Origin of the sequence: Plasticicumulans sp., assembly GCF_035331805.1 — a bacterium.
In the GTDB taxonomy this organism is placed as follows: Bacteria; Pseudomonadota; Gammaproteobacteria; order Competibacterales; family Competibacteraceae; genus Plasticicumulans.
This window is the reverse complement of sequence record NZ_DAOLKE010000292.1, coordinates 1-4411: the sequence shown is the minus strand read 5'-3', so window position 1 is coordinate 4411 and position 4411 is coordinate 1. Positions and strand designations below refer to the sequence as shown.

Below are 4411 nucleotides of genomic sequence, written 5' to 3'. Positions count from 1 at the left end.
GTCAGCGGCTGCCGGGCTGGTAGAGACGGTCGAACTCGCCGCCATCGGCGAAGTGCTTGCTCTGCACGGCGCTCCAGCCGCCGAAGTCGTCGATGCCGAACAGCTCGATCTGCGGGAAGCGGGCGCGGAATTCGGCGGCGACCGCCGCATCGGTGGGCCGGTAGCCATGCTCGGCCGCGATGCGCTGGGCGGCCGGCTCGTAGAGCCCGCGCAGGTAGGCATCGGCGAGCGCCTGCGTGCCGCGTCGTTCGACGACCTTGTCGACGACCGCCACCGGCGGCTCGGCCCGGATGCTGGTCTTCGGCACAACGATCTCGAAGGCGTCGCTGCCGTATTCCTTCAGCGCCAGCAGGGCTTCGTTCTCCCAGGCGAGCAGCACGTCGCCGATGCCACGCTGCACGAAGGTCGTCGTCGAGCCGCGGGCGCCGGTGTCGAGCACGGGCACGTTGCGGAAGACCTTTTCGAGCAGGGCCCGGGCCGAGTCCTCGCTGCCGCCGGGCTGCCGGAGTGCCCAGCCCCACAGCGCCAGGTAGTTCCAGCGGGCACCGCCGGAGGTCTTCGGATTCGGCGTGATCACCGCCACCCCGGGCCGTGCCAGATCGCCCCAGTCCTTCAGGCCCTTCGGGTTGCCCTTGCGCACCAGGAACACGATCGTCGAGTAGTACGGCGTGCTGGCGTGCGGCAGGCGCTTCTGCCAGTCGCCGGCGATCAGGCCCGATCTGGCCACGGCGTCGATGTCACCGGCCAGGGCCAGCGTCACGACATCGGCGGCGAGCCCGTCGATGACCGAGCGCGCCTGCTTGCCGGAACCGCCATGGGACTGGCGGATCGTCAGCGTGTCGCCCGGATGCCCGGCCTGCCACTCGCGCACGAAGGCGGCGTTATAGGCCTGATACAGCTCGCGCGTCGGATCGTAGGAAACATTCAGCAGTTCGAGATCGGCGGCATTCACGTTGCCGCTGCCGGCGAGGCAGCAGGCCGACAGCCAGCCGAACAGGGCGGCGCGCAAGGGCAGGAGAGTCATGGATCACCGTACGAAGCGGAAAGAGCGGGTACGGTGGGATGAGCAAACGGCGTGCCGACTTCGCGATTTTTAATAACTCGATGATGGGTTTTCCAAAACAAAATATTCCATATGAATATTCATGCTGTTTTATCCGTCATATATTCTGGTATCTATCTTATTTACTGATATATCCGTCAAATATGCTCGAACCTCATCCTTCCGATGAACCGACGCAAGCCCTCTTGCTGGCCTTGCTCGACCTCTGGCAGTTCGTCGCCCGCCCGGCGGCGGCCGGACGGCTGGATGTCGTGCTGCCGGACATCACGCGCATCCTGGGCCGGGCCCTGCCGGTCACCGCGCTGGAGCTGCTGATTCCCGATGCCGGCAATCAGCAGCTGCGTGGCTGGCGCTGTGAGGCTGCGGACGAAACCCGTTCCTCGCGCTGCCCGCTGCCGGCTGCCGAGCTCAGTGCACTGACGAGCTGGTGTGCCGCCTCGACGATCGAAACGACCAACGGCCGCAGCCGGCCGCGCTGGCTCAAGGCCCTGCCGACGCTGTCGGCCTCGCGCGCCGATCTCGTGTCCGGCGCGGGGCCGATGGCTGCACTGGGACTGGCCGGCTCTGCCGGAGAACACAGTGCGCTGGCGCTGCTGCATCTGCGGGCGGGAGCCGGGATCGGACCCGGCCTGCGGGGCTGTCTGGCGCGCATCGCGGCGGGTTTGCGCACCTTGCTCGACTGGCAGGACGTGCGCAGCGAACTGAGCGGGCTGCACGAACTCGTCAGCCAGCTGCGCGACCGCGAGCCGGTGCGCAGCACGGAAACCATCGTCGGCGCAGATGGCGGGCTGCGGCCGGTGCTGGAGCGCGTGCGCATGGTGGCGGCGACCGATGTGCCGGTGCTGATCCTCGGCGAGACCGGCTCGGGCAAGGAGGTCATCGCCCGTGCGATCCACCAGGGCTCGCCGCGCACCGGCCAGGCCTTCGTGCGCGTCAACTGCGGGGCGCTGCCGCCGGATCTGATCGATACCGAGCTGTTCGGACACGAACGTGGCGCCTTCACCGGCGCTGCTGCAGCCCGGCGTGGCTGGTTCGAGCAGGCGGATCGCGGCACGCTGTTCCTGGACGAGATCGGCGAACTGCCGCTCGCCGCGCAGGTACGCCTGCTGCGCGTGCTGCAGGACGGCACGCTGAACCGCATCGGCAGTGAAACCCCGCTGCACGTCAACGTGCGCGTGGTCGCCGCCACGCATCGCGATCTGCCTTCCATGGTGCTGGCGGGGCGCTTTCGCGAAGATCTCTGGTACCGGCTCGCAACGTTTCCGGTGCTGCTGCCGCCCTTGCGGGAGCGCAAGGCGGACTTCGCCGATCTGGCGGCCCATTTCGCCCGCCGCGCCGCGCACCGCTTTGGCTTTCCGGTCGTGCAGCCGACCGGGACCGATGTCGCCCTGCTGAGCGCCTATGACTGGCCCGGCAATGTCCGGGAATTCGCCGCCGTCATCGATCGGGCCCTGCTGCTCGGCGAAGGGCGGTCGCTGGATGTGGCCACTGCGCTGGGCGCACCGCGGGTGCAGGCCCTGCTGCAGCCGGTCGCTGCCGGCCTGTCCCCGTCTCCTGTCCCGATGGCCGGTGCGCCCGGGACACTGACGACACTCGACGAGGCGATGCGCTCCCACATCGCCCGCGCACTGGAGATGACGCATGGCCGCCTCGAAGGTCGCCATGGCGCGGCACTGCTGCTCGGCATCAATCCGCACACGCTTCGCGCCCGCATGCGCAAGCTGGGTCTCGACCCGGCGCAGTTCCGTCCGCACTGACGCCGGCATGGTCTGGCACGACTGATCGACACGACCGGTGCTCAGTCCGGCTCGCGATACCGGTACAGCCGCAGCGCCGGGATCAGCGGCGGACCGTCGATGCGCCGGTCCGAGCGCAGCAGGCGGCTGGCAGCGCTGCGAACCTGCGGGCCGCGGGCCGGGTGAGCGGGCAGGGGAGCGCCTGCTGCGAGCGGGAACAGGATCGGCAGATGCACGTGCAGCAGCTTGCGGCGTACCTGCTCGGTCCGGACCCGCACCATTACGCCGCGCCGCAGGCGTTCTTCCTCGCCATAACCATCCCGGAACACGAGATTGGCGACCAGATTCGGCGCCAGGTTGCGCATCTGCGCAAAGCGCTCGCTGTCCGGATACTGGCTGAGCATCTGCCGGTACACGGCGCGGGCGGCGTGTGTGTCCGGCAAGGCCTCGACCAGTTCCAGTGCCTGATCGCGCGTCAGCGCCCGGATTGCCCGCGCACTGCTCGCATAGGAAAAACCGACCCGCACCGGTGTTTCATCGAGCACCGGCACATGCCGGTACGCCTGGACCAGATGCACGCGACCGATGCCGCCGGCGCTGAGGGCACGGGCCAGATCGGGATCGCGGGCATGCCAGGTTTCGAGCATCTCGGCCAGTGCCCGGTTACGTTCGCTGGTCTTGCCGCGAAACTGCAGCACGACGGTCTTGAAGGCATCCTTGGCTGCATTTGCAGCCTGCGCGAGCGTCAGCGTTTCGGCGCAGCAGCCGATCAGCCCGATCGAGGTCACCGTCATGCGAGCATCCTCGACTTCATCGCCATACCAGATATCCCGGATCAGCGTCGCTGCGCGCGTGCGGATTTCGGTGACCGGTGCCTCATCCAGCCACGCGGCCCGATCCTGGTCAGCTTCGATGGCAGTTGCCAGAGCATCCAGAGATTCATGCAGTTGCCGGAATCGCTCCAGCAGTTCGATACGCAGGACCGCATCGACGGGCGGATGGTCAGACATGGGCACAGCCTACGGCAGGAACTTGATGGTGTGAAATTATATCATCATATTTTTAATCACCCGAAATTCAGAAATCCTCCCAAGTTCTAGACAAGACACATACAACGTCAGCAAGAGAAATCCAACGCAGACCAGCCATTGCATCGACATTCGCATCCACATGGATTCCAGCCTCTGGAAGATCATCGGACCGAGCAGTGCAAGGGGCGACCGGATGCACAGGGGTTGAAGGCGTTCGAAAAAGCAGGAGGCGGCTCGAAAACAACCGGAAGGTGAGCTGGGTGCTCCTGGTGGAAAGGGGAACATGATCCGGTCGTCAGCATCCCGGTCGTCGGCATCGAGGAAAATCGGGTTTCATGACATCTCTAGCGTATTTGACATAATATACATTATTAGGCTCAAGATACAGTCCGTGTCATGGCTCCCTGAAGCCTTGAACCGACCGTCTTCCGGGCTGGTGATGCCTGTGTCCCGACACCCATGAACGCAAACCGCCAACGCCCGTCGTCAAGCGCCGAAGTGGCTGCCTTCCTCCAGCAGGTGGCGCATCCAGCCGGAACGCGAACTCATCCGCTCTGCGTTATGCTTCTCCGGAATATGCG

The 4411-nt window shown here is 66.0% G+C and carries 3 protein-coding genes; 1 reads left to right on the top strand and 2 read right to left on the bottom strand.

Annotated elements, in window-relative coordinates:
* Position 1: 1 nt before the first annotated feature.
* Positions 2-1024 carry a sulfate ABC transporter substrate-binding protein gene (locus PKE44_RS15515; RefSeq protein WP_324552888.1) on the bottom strand — a complete coding sequence of 341 codons (1023 nt, stop codon included), beginning with the start codon at positions 1022-1024 and terminating at the stop codon, positions 2-4.
* 38 nt (positions 1025-1062) lie between these two features.
* On the opposite strand from PKE44_RS15515, the gene PKE44_RS15510 reads away from it, so the two are divergent.
* Entirely contained in the window at positions 1063-2820 is a 1758-nt protein-coding gene (locus PKE44_RS15510; protein WP_324552884.1) for a sigma-54 dependent transcriptional regulator, read from the top strand.
* A gap of 41 nt (positions 2821-2861) precedes the next feature.
* Here PKE44_RS15510 and PKE44_RS15505 read toward each other — a convergent pair whose 3' ends face one another.
* Positions 2862-3809 carry a hypothetical protein gene (locus tag PKE44_RS15505; protein ID WP_324552881.1) on the bottom strand — a complete coding sequence of 316 codons (948 nt, stop codon included), beginning with the start codon at positions 3807-3809 and terminating at the stop codon, positions 2862-2864.
* Positions 3810-4411 lie beyond the last annotated feature (602 nt).